Source organism: Myxococcus guangdongensis (assembly GCF_024198255.1).
Lineage (GTDB): Bacteria > Myxococcota > Myxococcia > Myxococcales > Myxococcaceae > Myxococcus > Myxococcus guangdongensis.
The window spans coordinates 832876-850779 of record NZ_JAJVKW010000004.1 but is presented as its reverse complement, the minus strand read 5'-3'; the positions used below and the strand labels follow the sequence as shown (position 1 = coordinate 850779).

Genomic DNA, 17904 nt, shown 5'->3' with positions numbered 1-17904 from the left:
CATGGCCGGCGGAACGCAGCCTCGCGGTGGGTTGATCGAGGGCATCAACGTCACGCCCCTCGTGGACATCATGCTGGTGCTGCTCATCATCTTCATGGTCACCGCGCGATTGGTGGACAGCCCCGCGGTCCCCCTGGACCTGCCCAAGGCGGCCCAGAGCGAGGACGTCCAGACGGTGTTCGCGGTGGCCATCACCCCCACCGGCCAGGTGCTGGTGAACGGTGAGGCGGTCTCCGACGTCGCGCTGAGGGACGGCGCGCGCCAGGCGCTGGCGAAGGACGCGGAGCTGCGCGCGGTCATCCAGGCGGACGGCGCCGTGCCCCATCGCCGGGTCATCTTCGTGCTGGACCAGCTCAAGGAGGCGGGGCTCACCAAGGTGGCGTTCGGCACCGTGCGTCCCGAGCCGGCGCCCACCGACGCGCCCACCACCGCGGAGGACGGGCGTGTCACTCCCTGAGCCCGCGCCTCGTCGCGACGAGAACATCGCGAGCATCATCCTGGGACCGCCGCCCGCGCGACAGCGCCGCCATGGCTTCGCGTGGACGCTGCTGGTCTCCGGCCTGCTGCACGCCACTGTCGGAGCCGTGGCCTGGCACGGCTGGAAGACCTCCTCCGCCCAACGGCCGCCCGTGGCCACCCAGCGCAAGCAGGTGATTCAGGTGGACCACGAGGTGGACCTGAATCCTCCACCCCTGCCGCCGCCGCCTCCACCTCAACGCGTCGCCCGAGCGGACCCGCCCGCGCCGCGCGTGAAGACGCCGAGCCCCGCCCCGCGAGACTCCGCCCGGCCCGCCCCGGCCCAGCCCGCGCAGGCCGGCGCCGTGGTGACGGCGAAGGAGCCGGCCGCGCCGCTCGACTTCACCGACTTCGACATGACGACGGGCGATGCCCCGCGCTACGCGGGCGGCGTGACGGCCTCCACGGGCCGCTCCACCACGGCCGTCAACACGGTGCCCGCGGGTGACGGCGAGGGCACGGGCACAGGTGGCAGCCGGGCCCGCTCCATCCAGCTCTCGGCGCGCAGTTGGAGCTGCCCCTGGCCGAAGGAAGCCGACACGCTCCGCATCGATGACCAGACGGTGGTGCTGCGCGTCGCCGTGGATGTGTATGGCGAGGTGACGTCCGCCGAGCTCGTCTCGGACCCTGGCCACGGCTTCGGCCAGGCCGCGCTCGCGTGTGCGCGAAAGGCACGCTTCGACACCGCATTGGACCGCGAGGGTCGTCCCCACGCGGCCGTCTCCCCCCCGATTCGGGTGCGCTTCGTGCGCCCCTAGACGCGCGCCCGCGACCCACGCGGGCCCGTGACGCCTGGAGTCCTTCGTGAACGCCGCTTCTCCACCCCCTCAGGAGCGAGTGCTGACCCTGCTGCTCGCGGGGGTCCAGTTCAGCCACCTGCTGGACTTCATGATCATCATGCCGCTGGGGCCGGAGTTCATCCGGCGCTTCGGCCTCACCACGGCGCAGTTCGGCGCGATGGTCTCTTCGTACACCCTGGCCTCCGCGGCCATGGGCGTGCTGGGCCTGTTCTGGTTGGACCGGTTCGACCGCAAGCGCACGCTGCTGGCCATCTACGCGGGCTTCATCCTCGCCACCGCGGCCTGCGGCTTCGCGTCGGGGTTCGTCTCGCTGCTGGTGGCGCGCTCGCTCGCGGGCGCCTGCGCGGGGCTGATGGGCGCGGTCATCATGGCCATCATCGCGGACGTCGTGCCGGGCGAGCGCCGGGGCCGGGCCATCGGCACGGTGATGTCCGCGCTCGGCCTGTCCGCCGTGGCCGGTGTGCCGCTGGGCTTGGGGCTCGCGAACCTGTTCGGCTGGCGCTCGCCGTTCTTCGCCATCTGCGCGCTCGCGCTCGTGATGTGGCTGGGGTTGTGGCGCGTGCTCCCGCCCGTCGTTCAGCACCTGTCGCGTGGCGCCAACGAGCCCCGGAGCAATCCGTTGTCGACGCTGGCCTCGCCGGGTGTGGCGCTCGGCTGGGCGCTGACCTTCTTCGTGGTGTTCGCCAGCTTCCTGCTGATTCCGTACCTGGGCACCTTCATGGTGGGCAACCTGGGCCTCGCGCAGACGGACCTGCCGTGGGTGTACCTGGGCGGCGGCGCGGGCACGCTGGTGGCGGCGAAGCTGGTGGGCCGCTTCACGGACCGCCTGGGCGCGGGGCGGATGCTCGGGTGGCTCCTGGTGGGCACCGTGGGCCCGCACCTCTTGTTCACACACCTGTCCTCCTCATCGCTGCCGGTGGTGACGGCGGCCTTCGTGCTCTTCATGGCGGTGACGTCCACGCGCGCCATCCCCACCATCGCGCTGGTGTCGTCGCGCGTGCCGCCCTCGCTGCGCGGCCGGTTCCTCGCCGTCAACATGGCCGCGAGCGACGGCGCCTCGGGCCTCGCCGCGTGGGTGAGCGGCCTCTTCATCACCACGGCTCCGGACGGCGCGCTCGTCGGCTTCGGTCAGGTGGGGTGGATGGCCGTGGGCGTGACGCTCCTGTCGCTGGGCCTGTTGTGGACGTTCGGCCGCAGCGCGGTGGCCCTGAAGCCGGCGACGACGTGAGCCCCTTTCCCTGAAACGCAGCACCCGAAGCACCTCGATTCAAAGGAAGCCCCATGGACATGCCCACGCAGAAGCACCCGTCCCTCCCTCGCCCCATCCAGGGTGAGCTGAAGCTCGAGCGCTCGAACCAGCTCCTCGCCGAGGCGCGCAAGACGGTCCCCGGCGTCACCCAGTCGATGATGAAGAAGCCGGAGCACTTCGCCCCCGGCTCTTTCCCGGTGTTCCTCGCCAAGGGCCGGGGCGCGCTGGTGGAGGACGTGGACGGCCAGGAGTACATCGACTTCATCAGCGGCCTCGGCGCGAACATGCTGGGCCACAACCACCCCGCGGTGGTGGACACGATTCGCAAGCACCTGGAGGAAGGGGTCCTCCACTCGCTGCCCACGCCCGTCGAAGTGACGTCCATCCAGGCCCTGCTGGACCTGGTGCCGGGCGCGGAGCAGGCGCGCTTCTTCAAGACGGGCGCGGACGCCACGTCGGCGGCGGTGCGCCTGTCGCGCTACGTGACGGGCAAGGAGCGCATCATCACGGTCGGCTACAACGGCTGGCACGACCACTTCATGTTCGACACGCCGGGAGTGCCGGCCGCGATCGCCGGCCTGACGACGCGCCTGCCGCTCTTCACGCCGCCGGACGAGGCGGTGCTGCTGTCCACCATCGAGAAGCAGGCCGGCCAGCTGGCGGCGGTGATTCTCTCCATCCCGTACAACCGCGTGCTGTCCGCGGACTTCATGAAGCAGGTGCGTGCGGCGTGCACGGCGCACAACGTGATGTTCGTGATGGACGAGGTGGTGACGGGCTTCCGTCTGGCCCTGGGCGGCGCGCAGGAGTTCTTCGGCGTGAAGGCGGACATCTGCTGCATGTCCAAGAGCATCGCCGCGGGCATGCCGCTGTCGGCCATCTCCGGCCCGGAGAAGATCCTCTCCAAGCTGGCGGACCTGCAGGTGTCCACCACCTTCGGCGGTGAGCTGCTGACGCTGGCGGTGTGCGAGGCGGTGCTCAAGCACTACAAGCACAACGACCCGGCGAAGCACGTCTCGCACCTGGGCCGCAAGCTGCGCGAGGGCATCAACCAGAAGGCGGAGGCGGCGGGCTCGTCGCTGCGCGTGCTGGGCTACGACGCCATTCCCTTCTTCCGCTACTCGCCCGACATGGCCGAGCACGCGAAGCTGATGACGCCGTTCCAGGGAGGCATGGCCCGCCGGGGCATCCTGCTGCGCCGCGACGTGAACTTCATCGGCGCCGCGCACACCGAGGAGCAGATCGACTACACGGTGGAGATGGCGGGCGAGGTGCTGCGCTCACTCGCGAAGCCCGCGTAACGCTCGAGGACTTCATGCCCCGGGGAGGCCGGAGGACCTGGCCTCCCCGAGGGGTGCATCACTTGGAATCGTGGACGTGGTCCGCGTGGCCACGCTTCCAGTAGCCGGTGACGCGGACCCAGCTCTTCTGCGTGCCGCGCTCGTTGAGCAGGTGCTCGCGGATGGCGCGCATCTCCGACGACTCCCCCGACACCCAGGCGAAGTAGTCACCGGCCGGGAACTCGAGGTCGCGGATGGCCTTGTGGAGCAGGCCGGTGGAGCCCGCCTCGGCGCCGTCGCGGTGCAGCCAGGTGAGCTTCACGTTGGCGCGGGTGGTGAGCTTCTGTTCTTCGCTGGCGTCGGCCACCTCGACGAAGACGATGGCGCGAGCGCCCTCGGGCAGCTCCTCGAGCCTGCGCGCGATGGCGGGGATGGCCGTCTCGTCGCCGGCGAGCAGGTACCAATCGAAGTCATTGGAGACGAAGAGCGAGCCGCGCGGGCCGCCGACGCCGAGCATGTCGCCGGGCTTCGCCTGGGCCGCCCACGAGGACGCGGGGCCGGAGCCGTGGAGGACGAAATCCAGGTCCAGCTCGCCGGTGGTGGAGTCATAGCGGCGCGGCGTGTAGTCGCGCGAGTCGGGCTTCTTCTCACCCGGCTGGAGCTGGGGGCCGGTGGGGCCCATGGTGGGAATCACGGGCTTGCGCTGGCCCTGCTCCGGGAACAGGACCTTCACATGGTCATCGGCGCCTTCGCTGTGGAAGCCCTCGATGTCCTGGCCGCCCAGGGTGATGCGCACCACATGCGGGGTGACGGGCGTCACCCGCAGCACCTCGAGGCAGCGGAACTTCACGGGGAACGGACCCCGTCGGTACACCTTCTCGGTCACGCTCGTCGTCACGTGCTCTCCTTCACTTTCATTTCAATATTGACTCGCAATTTCAGTGGCGCAACTGAAATCGCTCGCTCGCCGAGGCAGGCGATTGGCTGACTACCTGAACAGACCCTTGAGGCGATTGGCCTTGCGGAGGAGTTCCTCGGCCCAGGAAGTCGACGAACCGGGCACGGACCGTGAGTTCGCTCCGGGTTCCAGGCACGGCCGTGCCTCTCGACAGACGCGACGGTGACATTTGGACGTGCTACCCACCGGGTCCATGCCTCGTCCCCCTCGAACCGCTCCTTCACCGAAGGGACCGGCCCCCACCGTCGCCCCCGCATCGACGCTCCCTCCTGGCGCCCCGTTCACCTGGCGCTCGGAGAGCGATGAGCCCTCCCCCGCCCGGCTGCATCCGGTGGATGACCGGCTCAGCGCGGACACGGCGCTCAAGCGGGTCCGACGCGGCGAGTTCCTGCAGTACTCGGGCGACTTCCACAACGCGAAGCAGCTGCTGGGCGCGCTGGGTCGCAGGCTGGAGCGAGCGTCGAACGCCCGCACGCCCCTGGAGGCCTTTCGCGCCGAGCGTCGGGCACGACAGCTGGAACACGAGACGCTGTCCCGCATCGTCGTGTCACTCGACCGCGACTACCGGCTCACGCTCGCGCGGGCCCCCGACGTCGCGCTGGCGTGCCGACAGGTCTGGGGTGAGCCCGAGACGGAGTTCACCGTCGTCCCGCTCAAGCAGCTGCTCGGCATGCTCGGAGCCACGGAGTGGCGGCGCAAGGGATTGTCGGTGCCCGGCCTCACCGGCCTCATCCATCCGCACTACGGCGTGTACCTGCCCACGCGCACGGACTACGTGGAGCTGTTGCTCTCGCTTCCCTCGCTGAAGGGACCACGCGTGTTCGACATCGGCACGGGAACCGGCGTGCTCTCGTTCCTCCTCCTCCAGCGCGGCGCCTCGTCCGTGCAGGCGACGGACATCGACTCTCGCGCGGTGGCCTGTGCCCGGGAGAACGCGGAGCGACTGGGGCTGCGCAAGTCGTTCCAGGTCACCGAGGGAGACCTCTTCCCCGAGGGCAAGGCGGACCTGGTGGTGTGCAACCCACCGTGGATTCCAGAGCCCCCGAAGAACCGCGTGGACCGCGCGGTGTTCGACGAGGACAACCAGTTCCTTCGGCGCTTCCTGGAAGGCCTCCCCAACGCGCTCACGCCCGGAGGCGAGGGACTGCTCATCCTCTCGGACCTGGCGGTGCTCCTCGGCCTGCGCCCCCAGGGTTGGCTCCAGGAAGAGTTCGCCCGCTGCGGGCTGACCGTGAAGTGGAGCCGCTCGACAGCGGCCCGCCACTCCAAGTCCAAGGACACCTCGGACCCGCTGCACATGGCGCGCTCACGGGAGGTCACCACGCTCTACTGCCTCACGCCCGTGGCGAAGTGACGCGGACACCCGCTACTCGACGGTGGTGTCGAGGAAGCTGGAGAGACGACTGTGCGTCTCCCCTTGGCGCGTGGGGTCCAGCAGGTATCTCGATGGACTCCACGGAGAAAGCGTCACCGCGAGGAGCCCGGTCCCCGCCTGCTGCCCGTGGAGCGTGATTTCGACCTCACCGGACGCACCGGGCGCGATGCCACTCCGGTGCTCGAAGCGCACCTCCCCACCTTCGGTGGAGACAGGCACCAGCTCCTGTCCATCCAGCCGCACGGTGATGCGCACCGAGCCCACCTTGTAGGGCCTGCCGCCCACCTGGATGTCCATTCCCATCGCCTGCGTCCCCTCGTTCCGGAAACGCCGACGCCAGCTCGCGGCGGCCCCCACGGAGACCGACAGTCCGGCTCGCTCGAGGCTTCGCGGCTCCTCATCCTCCCAGACGAGCAACGGACGTGAGCGCGCGTACGTCCACAATGGCGCGCCCTGCGTCTCCGGAGCTTCGAACATCCACAACTCCGGAGGCGCCCCCTCTTCGCAGCGCACCTCGGCGATCCCCCGGTGCTCGACGGAGTCCTGGACAATCCACACCCGCCCTGGCCTCGCGGTCACCGTGCCGAAACGAAACGGCGCCTCGAACGAGACCGGCACCATGTGCACGAGCTCCGGCTCGGGTGACAGTCGGAGCAGCGTGAGAAACTCCTTCATGATGAGCAGGGCCCAGTTCTCGTCCACCATCGCGAGCCCCCGGATACTGGAGCTCTCCTCCATGTTGAACTCGTCACTGAACCGCCCATCTTCCGAATAGTGAACCAGCGCCGAGTCCATCCCGTTCCGGGTGATGGCCACCAGGACGCCCGTAGGGGTGGGGACCACGAACCACTGCTCCTCGAGCCGAGCCGGTGGAAGCTTCAAGACGAAGTCCACCTTCGGCGACCCCGGGCGTATCACCGCGATCAAGCCCGAGCCGGCATCCACCGCCACCACGCCGTGCGGATGCCTCGAGAGCAGCACCCCGGATGGCTCGCCCTGCCGCCCCTCCTCCGGGAAGAAGAACCCGATGGGATCCGCCACCACAGGCTCCGGGAGCGGCATCGTCTGCCATTGGCTCGCGGACAAATCACTCCACAGGATGCGTGACAAACCAGGGCGTCCGTCGACCTGACAGCCGATGAGCCGATCTCCATCACACACCAGGTCCGCCAGCTCGATGTCCAGAGGCGTGACAGGGGTGTCCCATCCCTCCTGCAAACAGAAGATGTGCGCGGATTGGCTTTCCGGACCGAACTTGTCCGCCTCGCGCTGAGCCCCACGTCCCACCCAGATACGCCCACGTTCGGGGTCCACGGCCAGGACACAGTTCGTCATCCGATTGAGCTCCACCTCGCCTTCGACCCAGCGCCGGAGGCCTTGATGATTCTCATAGACAGTCAGAGAGGAAAGCCCTCCCACCCACAGCTTGTCGCCGCTCGCCCACAGGCGCCGAAGAGGCCTTGTCGTCATGTTCTATTCTCCGCTCCGGGTCGGCGCTCAGCCGACGAACACCTGAAGCGTCTCCTTGAGGACCGGTGAACCCGCCGTCATCCCGTCCGGTGATTGCTCCATCGGAATGCACGCCAGCACCTCCACCGTCGCGAAGCCGCCCCCCGCGCTTCGCGCCTGGAAGACCAGTTCCAGCACGTGCTCGCTCCCAGGCTCCAGCTCCACTTGGAACTCAGTGGAGAAGCCCGAGTACTGCGTGAGCATCAGGGGATGCTCGACACCATCCAGCAACAGGCGCAAGCCAATCAATCCCGACTCGGCGACGGGCCCTCCCAGCTTGACGTACAGCCCGACCGCCGCAGTCCCCATGTTCTGGAAGTGGCGCACCCAGGTGGCGGGCTCCGACATGGGGACACGAACGACCGAATGAAGCACGGAGGACCACTTGAGAACGGGCTGGGTGGGCACCGCTGCGGCGGCTCGGGGCGGGAGGCCCGGCAGGTCCGTGCCAAACCATTCCTGATGGATCGCCCCCAGCACCTCTGTCACGGGGTCCTCCATCTGGCGTTCCTTGCCACGCCAGATGACCTTCACGGGATTCGTCCAAACGAAACGCGCGGTGATCTCCATCCATCGTGACGCCTCCGGCCGCGACTCCTCCGGCAGGGCCCTCAGCCTGGTGGACAATTCGTCGAGCAACGCCTCGAAGTCCTTGTCGAAGAGATCATACAGGTGGATTGCCTGGAACAGGCCCAGGTAGTCGGGGCGGTCCTCGGGAAGGGGAATCTCGAGATAGTCACAGGCGATCTCGAGCGTCGACACCGAGGACGCGTACGTGGCCTCCCGCTGACTTCGCGCCACACGGGCCTCGAAGTCCGTCTCCTCGACCAGGCTCGAGTCCTCCAGGAGCTCCAGGTCCACGGACACCAGGTCCGAGGCGTAACGGGGCAGGTTCCCGACGAGGCCTCGCGCCGTCCCCGCGACGAAGCGCTGGAACCGGGCCTCCTCGACATCCAGCAGGGCCAACGCGAAGTAGAGACTCGACGAGCCACTCCGGGTGCCCACGGAGTACTCCTGCCGCGCATCGCCTTGAGTCGGGTCCTCCTCGCGCACCGCGAAGGTGTACTTGAAGTAGGGGGACCGCAGCCCTCTGGGATTGACGTGCTGCTCGAAGTGCTGCTGCAGGAACTGGAGGTTCGTCGAGATTCGAGTCGGGGGCATGGCCTCGATGGCGTCCTGTCCGGAAAGGGGCGCCACTCAAACGCAATCAAGATGCATGGGCAATCAAGAAGCCATGCATCCGGAGTCCGCGGACGCGAAGTGCGCCATCCGTGAAGCACCTGCCGCCCGACCGAGACATGGTCTTGCATTCCTGGCCTGTCCGAGGCAGGCGGCCAATGCCTCCCGCACGGCCGTCACGACCGAGCCATGCGTTCAGAGGCCGCGGACAACCCCTTGCCACTCATTCGCACGACGCAACGAGCCTCCAACAGCTCAGCCCTCGAGGTCTTCGGGCGTGACGCCGACGACCTCGAGGTCCAGGTCCTCCAGGGGGATTCGCTGGATGTGCTCGCGGGGCTCGTACTTGGGATTGAGCTTGTCGCGGTACTTCTCCGAGCCGCTTTCGTACGTCACCCACAGCTCGCCATCGATGATGTTGAAGCCCTGGGCATACGGGTCGATGCGCCCGTTGCTGATGTCCTTGCGCTCGGAGATGTCCGCGGTGAACGAGTCCGGGGTGCCCTCGAACGGCTGGTAGACGAGCTTCTGGTCACCGGTGGTGAACAGCAGCGCGCCGTCGACCACCGTCATGCCCTGCGCGCGGTCCGGTGCGCGGATGGGCCCCTGGCGAGAACCCTCGACGATCTCCCCGGTCTTCTCGTCGAGCTTGTACCGCCAGACGGCGCCCGCCTTGCCATCCCCGTCCTTGCTGTACGAGCCGACGTACGCGTAGCCGTCGCTCACCGTCATGTAGCTGCCGGCGGACACCAAACCGATGCCCGTCGCCGGGTCCGTCAGCCCTTCGCCGCTGGGGACCTCCGTCACCTGGAAGGCGGGCACCTCGGCGCCTGGCTTCGCGTTCTCGATGGCCTCGCGCCGGTAGACGTAGAGGTGATGGGTGTCGGAGACGTAGACGAACTCACCGTCCGTCGAGACACCACCACCGTGCGAGGGCGCCCCGGCGCCAGGGTTGGAGCTCGAGCCGCCGAGGCGAACCTGCTGCGCCTCCACGCCCGAGTCCTTGTCCTGGAGCGAGAGCAACACGCCTCGGCCGTCGGCGTAATAGGTCGTGAGCACCTGCTCGCGCCCCGCGTCGTAGCCCTGCCCCTGCGGCGTCCAACCGGCGTCCAGGTGTAGCAGCTTGGGGCCGACCGACGGCGAGGACCCCGCCACGGCGCTCGCGCCCTCCGGCGCGGCGGTGCGCGCCGAGCTGTACCCGGTGAGGTTCACGAGGTCGGGCTTCGCGCGCTCCAGGGTGTCCTGGGAATGCGGCCGGGCGGTGGGGAGTGTAGCCGCGGCGGACGCGGCGGACTCCGTCGCGCGGGCCTGGCTCGGAGTGGAAACGGGCCGACTGGAGATGGGGCTGACCACGGGATTGCCTCCGGTTGAACGGACGGCCCTTGCGCCACGGACGCAGGGAGCCAGATTCCCACCCTACGCGATATTGCCCCCGATGGTTACACACCCAGGAGATTCCACGCCGTGGCGTCAGCCCCCGCGCGTCACGCGCTCTGGGCGGAAGCCTCCGGATGAGCATCTGGAGCGGACCGCGACGAGGCAGGATGCACGGGGCTCCTGGGTTCCGAGCCTGGCTCCTGCTCGCAACCCGCCCGACGCCCCTGGCGTACGCGGTGGCAGGTTCATGGCTCGACCGCATCTTCGAGCCACACATGGCGACGGGGGCGTTGGAGCACGAGTCTCGGCGCCTGGCTCGGAGTGGGCACGAAGCACAGTCATCGGTCTCCCTCGGGGTGGACGGAGGCCTCAACCCAAGCGCTTGACGTAGTGGATGATGATGGCCGGGTGGTCCGAATAGTAAGCATTATCAATCGTACGAGAGAGCGACATCGCCCATTGTCCCCTCAGATTCAACGGCAGCAGCCCTACCCGGGACTTATCGACAATCAGCCCACCCATGTAGTTCTTCGTGTCCGAGCTGTTGGAGTGCGACACCTGATACACCGGATAGATGGCCCCATCCGTCGGGTTGACCATGAAGGCGAGGTGGTTCGGGAAGAAGCCTCCGTGCAGTTCGGCCGAATCCATATTGAGATCCCCCAACAGGGCGTCAACTCCACGGGTCTGCGCGAACTTGCCGACTGTCTCCAGTGCCCCCTCCTTGGCCGCGGCGGCGACCTTCCCCGTGTAGCCTGAATCCAGGTGGACGCCCGCGATGGTGATGGCCCCGGGGAAATCCCTGGCGCGCTTCGTGACACAGAGCCACTTCTCCTGATGCTTCACGCCTTGGCGCAGTAAATGTCCCACCGAGTAGATGGAGGGCCCCGTGGCCCCTGCGTCTTCCAAGGCATAGACGGCGATTTCATTCTTGCAGTCGACGCTCATCGTTCCGCGGAGGAGCTCCTTGAGGCTCCCAATCTTCCGGTAGGCGAGCTGGGGAAACGGGTTCAGCGCGTCGGGGAACGGTGCATCGGTGGGCTCCTCCGACAGGAAGATGATCTCCGGACAGAACCGCACCAGTTCGGAGCGCATGTTCGCGCCCCCCTTGAGGTGGATCTTCATCCAGACATCGACGTCCGTGCTCTTGATGATGTGCTCGCGAACGATGTCGCTATAGCGATGAGCAAGCTCCGCCATCAGCAGCAGCCTGGGAGCAGCCGCGGCCGAGCCCGAGGACGAGGACGCGGCGGCCGCGGCAGCCCCCGTGGGAGCGGCGGCGGCGGGCGTGGCGGCCGTCGCGGTGGAAGCGACGACGGGTTTCTCGAAGGCCGTGGCGTTGGGGAGCTTCGCGTTGTTGTACTGGCTCAGCGCCTTGGACGCGGTCAGGTCCGCGAGCGGTGCGAAGTGGTTGCCCTTCGACGGGACGAGGTCTGCATGGAGCGTCCCTTTCGCTCCGCTCTTCTTGTAGAAGTTCTTGCCCGCGTCGAACGGGATGAACAAAACCATGCATTGAATCTGCAAGACCACGGGTGGCTGTGGTTTCGCCAGGTCGTCCCGGGTCGCGAATGCCTTTGAATCCCTGTCGACCGCCCCAGTGGGACGCGCCCCTTCCGAATAGTATCGCTGCACCTTGGCGTTGGAGCCCACCTGCTGATGGCGCGCCTGGTGGACGAACTGCTGGTGGTGGTGCACGACCGTGCCCCGGTAAGTGAAGCCCCCAGGCGCGCTGACTGCCTGGCTCAACACCTTCGAACAGCCGTCACAAACCACCAGCCCTGCCTTCAGGATTTCATTCGTCAACGCGACCAACCCACCGCAGCGCTTGCAGTGGAAGAGCCTGGGCAGGGGCGGCCTGGCAGTCCCCTGCGGAGGAGGAGCGTTGGCGCCGCCCCCCGCCGCCGGCGCAGGGGCCCCCGCCAACAGGGGGCTCACCCTCGGCCCTACCAGAGACGGAGCCCCGCGAAGCAACGCGCCTGGGGGCGCTCCCATGAAGGACGCCATGGCGGCCGCTGCCGCGACACTGGGCGCGCCCGCCGCCGCCGTCGCGCTCGCGGTTGAAACCGTGGCGGTGACCGCGCTCGCAGCCGAGGTGCTCGCGGACGCGCCAGCGTCGACGACGTAGGCGTGTGATCCCGAGGGTCGATTCGGGCACTTCAGCCACGCGCCCCCCAGCCCCTTCTTGGCATGTTGGAGAAGGCAGGGTTGATGGACGTTGACGACGAGTCCACATGCCACACACCTCCAGGCGGAGAGCGGAAACATCGCGAATCCACACGTCGGCAGCGAACACGTTGGCATCGTTCCCCCGTTCGCACCGGCAGCAAGGCACATGCCATGCTGGCATCTGGCGTGATTCGAGGGAGCCCGCCACTGTGTGACATCCACAGCCCAGTGAGACAGAACGCATCCGCGTCCGAGTCCGACGCAGCGGCTCAACTCCACGCGCTGCCGAGCAACCGGACGCCAGAAAAGTCGAAGGCCCTGGAGTCCCCAGCTTTCGCCAAGGACTCCAGGGCCTTCTATTGGTCGGGGCGACAGGATTTGAACCTGCGACCACTTGCACCCCAAGCAAGTGCGCTACCAGGCTGCGCTACGCCCCGAGAACCTCTTTGCTGCCGCCGTCGTGAAACGGTGCGCCCTTATGCCCCTACACAACGCTCAGGTCAAGCAAGAGCAGCAGGGCGCCGTGGAAAAACCTACCCTTCGGACTCCTCCATTCCCTCCTCGTCGAAGTCCTCGCCACGGGCCTCCGCCGCGTCCGCCGCCGCCTCCTCCCGCGCGTCGATCTCCGCGTGATCCTCGGGCGGTGCCTCGCCGTTCAGCGCGCTCTTCAACACCTGGCTCGGCCGGAAGGTCAGCACCCGACGCGCCGAGATCTCGATCTCCTTGCCCGTCTGCGGGTTGCGGCCCACGCGCGCCTTCTTCTGGCGCACCTGGAAGTTGCCGAACCCGGAGATCTTGATCTTGTCCCCGCGCTCCAGCGTCTCCTTGAGCGTGTCGAACACGAGTTCCACGATCTCGGCCGACTCCTTCTTCGAGAAGCCGACCTTCTCGTAGACGCCCTCGATGATGTCCGCCTTCGTCATGCGAATCCCCGGGTTGCCCTCACCCTCAGCGCGGTGAACGCCCGGCCACTGTTGCAGCCTTCCCGAAGCCAAGTCAACCCTCTGACTTCATTCAGGAATTCAGGCACGCAACGAGGCACCCAGCCGCTGGTCCACCTCCGAGACGATCCGCTTGTGCGCCTCGCTGACCTCCACGTCCGTCAACGTCCTGTCGGCAGCCCGGTACCGCAGCGCGAACGCCAGGTTCTTCTTCCCCTCGGGAATCGGCTTGCCCGTGTACACGTCGAACACCAACGCGTCCTCCACCAGCGCCCCGCCCACCTCCAGAATCACCTTCCGCACCGCCCCCGTCTCCAGTTCCACCGGCACCAACACCGCCAGGTCCCGCAGCACCGCCGGGAACTTCGGCAGCGCCCGGTACTCGGGCACCAGCCGGGACGCCGCGTACAGGGGCTCCGTGTCCAGTTCGAACACGAACACGCCCTCGGGCAACCCCTGCGCCTTCACCACCTTCGGGTGCAGCTCCCCCACGTGGCCCAGCACCGTGCCGTCCGCCAGCTTCACCTCCGCGCTGGCTCGCGGGTGGTACGCCGAAGGCCCGCCCAGCGACCAGGTGACACCTTCCACCCGCAGCGCCGCCAGCAGCGCCTCCACCGCCCCCTTGGCGTCGTAGAAGTCCGCCCGCGCGTCCTTCTGCGTCCAGCTCCGGCCTCCACCCCGCAGGCCCCACACCAGGCCCGCCACCCGGTTCACCTCGCGCGCCGCCGGCCGGATCCCCTGCCCGCCCTGCGCGTCCCGGAAGTACGCCCGGCCCGTCTCGTACAGCGACACCGACTCCACCTGGTGCCGCACGCTGCGCGACAGGTTCTCCAGCAGGCCCGGCAGCAGGCTCGTCCGCATCACCGACTGCTCGACGCTCAGCGGGTTGAGCAGCGCCACCGGCTGCTCCTTCAGACCCAGTACCTCCAGGCTCCGGGGCGCCACGAACGAGTAGTTCACCACCTCGTCCAGCCCCGCCCCCGCCAGCGCCTGCCGCAGCCGGCGCTCGGCCTCCGAGTTCGCGGGCTCCGGCGCCAGCGACGCCAGCCCGCGCGGCAGCTTCGCCGGGATGTTGTCGTAGCCGAACACGCGGGCGACCTCCTCCAGCAGGTCCTCCTCACGCTCCACGTCCACGCGCCCCCGAGGCACCTCGTACGTCGCCTGCCACTCGGCCTCGGACACCTTCTCGAAGCCCAGCGCCGCCAGGATGCGCCGCACCTCGGCCTCGGGCACCGCCACGCCCAGCACCTTCTCCACGCGCGCGAAGCGCAGCGTCACCTGCCGCCGAGGCTTCTCGGCCGGGTACACCTCCGCCCGACCCGACGCCACCGTGCCACCCGACAGCTCCGCGATGAGCTGGGCCGCGCGATCCAGCGCCGGCACCACCGTGTCCATGTCCGCGCCACGCTCGAACCGGTGCGAGCCCTCCGTGTGCAGCACGTTCCGCTTCGCCGTCCGCCGCACCCCCGAGGCCAGGAAGTTCGCCGACTCCAGCACCAGCCGCGTCGTCTTCTCGGTGACTTCGCTGTGCTCGCCGCCCATCACGCCCGCGAGCGCCTGCGGCCGCTCCTGGTCGCAGATGACCAGATCATCCACGTCCAGCGTGCGCGTCTTGCCATCCAGCGTGGTCAGCTGCTCGCCCTTCGTCGCCTGGCGGATGACGAGCTCGTGGCCCGCCAGCTTGTCCAGGTCGAACGCGTGCAGCGGCTGGCCGTACTCCAGGAGCACGTAGTTGGTGACGTCCACGACGTTGTTGAGGGCCCGCACGCCGCAGGCCTTCAGCCGGTCCTGCATCCACTGCGGCGACGGCTTGATGGTGATGTTCTCCACCACCCGGGCCGCGTAGCGCGGGCAGCGCTCCGGACTCTCCACCCGGACCTTCACCTTCTCGGAGATGGGCCCCCCCGACTCCACGGGCTTGGGCTGGGGCAGCTTCAGCGCCGCCCCCGTCACCACGCCTACCTCGCGCGCCACGCCCAGGTGGCTCAGCGCGTCCGGCCGGTTCGGCGTGACGTTCACCTCCAGCACCACGTCATCCAACCCCAGCGCCTGGGCGATGGGCGTGCCGGGCTTCAGGTCCGCGGGAAGGATGAGCAGCCCGCTCGACTCCTCGCTCAGCCCCAGCTCCTTCGAGGAGCAGAGCATGCCGGAGCTGTCCACGCCGCGAAGCGCCGCCTGCTTGATCTCCATCCCGTTGGGCAGCTTCGTGCCCACGGTGGCCAGCGGCACCTTGTCGCCGACCTTGTAGTTCTTCGCGCCGCACACCACCTGGATGAGCGCGTCCCCGCCCGCGTCGATCTTCGTGACGGAGAGCTTGTCCGCGTTGGGGTGCTGCACCGACTCCTTGATCTGCGCCACCACCACGCCGCGCAGGCCCTCGGCCGGACGCTCCTGGCCCTCAATCTCCAGGCCCGCCGCGGTCAACTTGCGCGCCAGCTCGTCCACCGACGGCGGCAGCGCCACGTAATCGCCGAGCCACTTCACCGAAATCTTCACAGGTCCACCCTCTTGCTCTCTCGGGACGAAGACAGGAGCGCGGGCCGCGCCACTCCTCCTGGAGCGGCATGCGGGCCCGCGCCCGCCAGGACTCAGAACTGCTCGAGGAACCGAGCGTCGTTCTCGAACATCATCCGCAGGTCGTCGATGCGGTAGCGCAGCATGGCGATTCGCTCCACGCCCATGCCGAACGCGTACCCCGTCACCTCGCCCGGGTCATACCCCGCGGACGTGAAGACGTTCGGGTGCACCATCCCGCTGCCCAGCACCTCCAGCCACCCGGTCTGCTTGCACACCCGGCAGCCCTTGCCGCCGCACGAGGTGCAGGAGATGTCCACCTCCGCCGACGGCTCGGTGAAGGGGAAGAACGACGGCCGGAAGCGCGTCTTCGTCTCCGAACCGAAGAACGCCTTCACGAACGCGTCCAGCGAGCCCTTCAGCTCCGCGAACGTCACGTCCTTGTCCACCAGCAGGCCCTCCACCTGGTGGAACATCGGCGTGTGGGTGATGTCCGAGTCGCGCCGGTACACCCGCCCCGGCATCACCGCGCGGATGGGCGGCTTGCGCTGCAGCATGTAGCGCACCTGCACCGGCGACGTGTGCGTGCGCAGCAGCACGGAGCTGTCCGCCTTCTTCGCGTGCCCCAGCGACGGCTCGTCCACGTAGAACGTGTCCTGCATGTCCCGCGCGGGGTGGTCCTTCGGCAGGTTCAGCGCCTCGAAGTTGAAGTAGTCGAGCTCAATCTCGGGACCACTCGCCACGTCGAAGCCGAGCCGGGAGAACGTCCGGACGATGTCCTCCATCGTCCGCGACACCGGGTGCCGGCTGCCCGGCTTCACCGCGCGGCCCGGCAGCGTCACATCCAGCCCGGGGCCCTGCAGCTGCGCCTCCAACTCCGCGTCCTCGACCCGCTGGAGGGCCGCGGACAAGAGCGTCTCCAGCTCCGCCTTGACGGTGTTGGCCACCTCGCCCAGCGCCCGCCGCTCGTCCGGAGCCAGCTTGCCCATGCCGCCGAGCACCGCGGACAGCTCGCCCTTCTTGCCCAGGTAGCGGACCTTGAGCGCCTCCACCGAGGGCCTGTCCGACGCGCCCGCAATCTCCTGCCGCGCGGCCTCCGCCAACGCCTGCAACCTGTCACGCATGGCCGTGTGCCTCCGTTCTCGCTTCCCCGGGCCCGTGGGCTTCTTCCGGGACAAAAAAAAGGGCCGCCTGGTGAGGCGACCCGTTCACTCTCGCAGGCGGGCGGCCCGTGAAGGCCACCCCACCCGCTCTGTCACCCGCCCGTGAGGGCCGGCGTGTCTCAGGCCGCCTTCGCGATGTTGGCGACGGCCGCGAAGCCCGCGGGATCCGCGATGGCCATGTCCGACAGGACCTTGCGGTCCAGGCTGACCTTCGCCTTGGCCAGGCCCGCGATGAGCTTGGAGTACGAGAGGCCGACCGTGCGGGCCGCCGCGTTGATGCGGACGATCCACAGGCGACGGAAGTCACGCTTGCGCTGCATGCGGTCGCGGCTGGCGTAGTCCAGCGCGCGCTCGACCGCCTGGTTCGCCCGGCGGAAGCAGTTCTTGCGACGGCCGCGGAAGCCCTTGGCAAGCTTCAGGATACTATTGCGACGGCGACGAGCCTTTACACCCTTCTTGACGCGCATGTCTCACTCACTCCGTACTGCGTAGGTTGTCGGTCCCGGGGCGCAGGCTTCACGCCGCTCCACCAGGGACGTCAGGGTTGCCGAGCCGAGGCTCAGGCCCCGTAGGGGAACATCTCCTTGATGACCTTCTTCGCGTCCATATCGCGAAGATGGCTGGTGCCGCGGTTGCCGCGCTTCTGCTTCGGCGTCTTGGCGTGCGTGAAGAGGTGCTTGCCGTAGGCCTTGCCGTGCTTGACCTGGCCGCTCTTCTTCACCTGGAAGCGCTTCTTCGCGCCACTGCGGGTCTTCAACTTCGGCATCGTCCTGATTCCTTCCTTACAGCGTGCCGTCAGCTTCGCGGCCTCAGGCGTTGTCACTTCCAGGCCACGGCGGGAGGCGGCAGCCTGTATCACTCTTTCGTCGCGACTGGA

At 68.3% G+C, this 17904-nt stretch carries 16 protein-coding genes and 1 tRNA gene; 6 read left to right on the top strand and 11 right to left on the bottom strand.

Annotated elements, in window-relative coordinates; all coding sequences use genetic code 11:
• The first annotated feature begins 1 nt into the window (after position 1).
• Genes LXT21_RS16555 through mxcL form a run of 4 tightly spaced genes read left to right on the top strand, consistent with a single transcriptional unit; the run spans position 2 to position 3866 of the window.
• Positions 2-457, top strand: coding sequence for an ExbD/TolR family protein (locus LXT21_RS16555; protein WP_254039091.1), 456 nt, complete (start codon positions 2-4; stop codon positions 455-457).
• Positions 444-1274, top strand: coding sequence for a TonB family protein (locus tag LXT21_RS16550; RefSeq protein WP_254039090.1), 831 nt, complete (start codon positions 444-446; stop codon positions 1272-1274). Before LXT21_RS16555 ends, LXT21_RS16550 begins: the two co-directional genes overlap by 14 nt.
• A gap of 46 nt (positions 1275-1320) precedes the next feature.
• The gene (gene mxcK, locus LXT21_RS16545) at positions 1321-2544 is read left to right on the top strand and encodes a myxochelin export MFS transporter MxcK (RefSeq protein ID WP_323394558.1); all 1224 of its coding nucleotides are present in this window, start codon (positions 1321-1323) and stop codon (positions 2542-2544) included.
• 53 nt (positions 2545-2597) lie between these two features.
• On the top strand, positions 2598-3866 hold the full coding sequence (mxcL, locus tag LXT21_RS16540) for a myxochelin B biosynthesis transaminase MxcL (RefSeq protein ID WP_254039088.1): 1269 nt from the start codon (positions 2598-2600) through the stop codon (positions 3864-3866).
• A 58-nt stretch (positions 3867-3924) separates the two neighbouring features.
• Here the strand turns inward: mxcL and LXT21_RS16535 are convergent, their stop codons facing one another.
• Positions 3925-4743 carry a siderophore-interacting protein gene (locus tag LXT21_RS16535; RefSeq protein WP_254039087.1) on the bottom strand — a complete coding sequence of 273 codons (819 nt, stop codon included), beginning with the start codon at positions 4741-4743 and terminating at the stop codon, positions 3925-3927.
• A 253-nt stretch (positions 4744-4996) separates the two neighbouring features.
• On the opposite strand from LXT21_RS16535, the gene LXT21_RS16530 reads away from it, so the two are divergent.
• Complete coding sequence (locus tag LXT21_RS16530; protein WP_254039086.1) at positions 4997-6157, top strand: methyltransferase; 1161 nt, start codon at positions 4997-4999, stop codon at positions 6155-6157.
• 12 nt (positions 6158-6169) lie between these two features.
• On the opposite strand, the gene LXT21_RS16525 is transcribed toward LXT21_RS16530, so the two are convergent.
• The 4 genes from LXT21_RS16525 to LXT21_RS16510 all read right to left on the bottom strand — a co-directional run bounded on the left by LXT21_RS16525 (position 6170) and on the right by LXT21_RS16510 (position 12046).
• Complete coding sequence (locus tag LXT21_RS16525) at positions 6170-7513, bottom strand: hypothetical protein (RefSeq protein ID WP_254039085.1); 1344 nt, start codon at positions 7511-7513, stop codon at positions 6170-6172.
• Positions 7514-7675: 162 nt separating this feature from the next.
• Entirely contained in the window at positions 7676-8848 is a 1173-nt protein-coding gene (locus LXT21_RS16520; protein ID WP_254039084.1) for a hypothetical protein, read from the bottom strand.
• Between the two features lie 273 nt (positions 8849-9121).
• Positions 9122-10219, bottom strand: a complete 1098-nt coding sequence (locus tag LXT21_RS16515; RefSeq protein WP_254039083.1) for a hypothetical protein — start codon at positions 10217-10219, stop codon at positions 9122-9124.
• A 393-nt stretch (positions 10220-10612) separates the two neighbouring features.
• Positions 10613-12046: a hypothetical protein gene (locus LXT21_RS16510; protein ID WP_254039082.1), complete on the bottom strand. Its 1434-nt coding sequence runs from the start codon at positions 12044-12046 to the stop codon at positions 10613-10615.
• A 187-nt stretch (positions 12047-12233) separates the two neighbouring features.
• Between LXT21_RS16510 and LXT21_RS44850 the strand changes: the two genes are divergently transcribed.
• Positions 12234-12368 carry a hypothetical protein gene (locus LXT21_RS44850; RefSeq protein WP_256571636.1) on the top strand — a complete coding sequence of 45 codons (135 nt, stop codon included), beginning with the start codon at positions 12234-12236 and terminating at the stop codon, positions 12366-12368.
• 401 nt (positions 12369-12769) lie between these two features.
• Here the strand turns inward: LXT21_RS44850 and LXT21_RS16505 are convergent.
• The 6 genes from LXT21_RS16505 to rpmI all read right to left on the bottom strand — a co-directional run bounded on the left by LXT21_RS16505 (position 12770) and on the right by rpmI (position 17793).
• A tRNA-Pro gene (locus LXT21_RS16505) sits at positions 12770-12846 on the bottom strand.
• 96 nt (positions 12847-12942) lie between these two features.
• On the bottom strand, positions 12943-13332 hold the full coding sequence (locus LXT21_RS16500) for an integration host factor subunit alpha (RefSeq protein WP_254039081.1): 390 nt from the start codon (positions 13330-13332) through the stop codon (positions 12943-12945).
• Between the two features lie 99 nt (positions 13333-13431).
• A complete protein-coding gene (pheT, locus tag LXT21_RS16495) occupies positions 13432-15846 on the bottom strand; it encodes a phenylalanine--tRNA ligase subunit beta (RefSeq protein ID WP_254039080.1) in 2415 nt (804 codons plus the stop codon).
• Between the two features lie 92 nt (positions 15847-15938).
• Positions 15939-16988: a phenylalanine--tRNA ligase subunit alpha gene (gene pheS / locus LXT21_RS16490; RefSeq protein ID WP_254039079.1), complete on the bottom strand. Its 1050-nt coding sequence runs from the start codon at positions 16986-16988 to the stop codon at positions 15939-15941.
• Between the two features lie 158 nt (positions 16989-17146).
• Positions 17147-17494: a 50S ribosomal protein L20 gene (gene rplT, locus LXT21_RS16485; protein WP_254039078.1), complete on the bottom strand. Its 348-nt coding sequence runs from the start codon at positions 17492-17494 to the stop codon at positions 17147-17149.
• A 92-nt stretch (positions 17495-17586) separates the two neighbouring features.
• On the bottom strand, positions 17587-17793 hold the full coding sequence (gene rpmI / locus LXT21_RS16480) for a 50S ribosomal protein L35 (protein WP_046713978.1): 207 nt from the start codon (positions 17791-17793) through the stop codon (positions 17587-17589).
• Positions 17794-17904: the final 111 nt, after the last annotated feature.